1 protein-coding gene is annotated in these 665 nt (G+C 68.1%); it reads left to right on the top strand.

All coding sequences use genetic code 11. From position 1 onward, the window contains the following. Positions 1 to 29: 29 nt before the first annotated feature. Positions 30 to 665, top strand: a 636-nt coding sequence (locus tag EAO76_RS41065; RefSeq protein ID WP_222872255.1) for a phosphopantetheine-binding protein, incomplete at its 3' end; no start/stop codon positions are given.

The raw sequence follows: 665 nt of genomic DNA, 5'->3' as shown, positions 1-665 counted from the left end.
CGGTGGGTGGGCCGGTGGATGGTGGGGTGTTGCGTGGTTTCGTGGCGGAGCGGTTGCCGGAGTACATGGTTCCGGTGGCGTTCGTGTCGTTGGATTCCCTGCCGCTGAATCCGAACGGGAAGTTGGACCGGCGTGCGTTGCCGGCGCCTGATTTCGGTGGTGTGGTGCGGGGGAGGGCTCCGCGTACGGAGCGTGAGGTCGTGCTGTGCGGGTTGTTCGCCGAGGTGCTGGGGCTGGAGGAGGTCGGGGCGGACGACAGCTTCTTCGACCTGGGCGGCGACAGCATCATGTCCATCCAGGTGGCCGGCCGGGCACGGCGGGCCGGACTGTCGGTGCGTCCCCGTGACGTCTTCCGGCTCAGGACCGTGGAGGCCATCGCCGCCGCCCTCGACGAGCAGGGCGACACCCCGGCCGCCGCGGTGATCGAGCCCCCCGGTGGTGGTGTGGGTGGTGTGGTGTCGGCTCCGATCGTGCATTGGTTGCGTGAGTTGGGGTCGGGTGTGGGTGGTTTTCATCAGTCGGTGTTGGTGTCGGTGCCGGCGGGTGTGGGTGTGGGTGCGTTGGTGGGTGCGGTGCAGGCGGTGGTGGATCGTCATGATGCGTTGCGGTTGAGGCTTGAGGTTTCGGGTGATGGTGGTTGGGGTCTTGTGGTGGGGGAGGTGGGG

This window comes from Streptomyces sp. sk2.1 (assembly GCF_008120935.1).
GTDB lineage: Bacteria > Actinomycetota > Actinomycetes > Streptomycetales > Streptomycetaceae > Streptomyces.
This window is presented reverse-complemented; position numbering and strand designations above follow the sequence as displayed.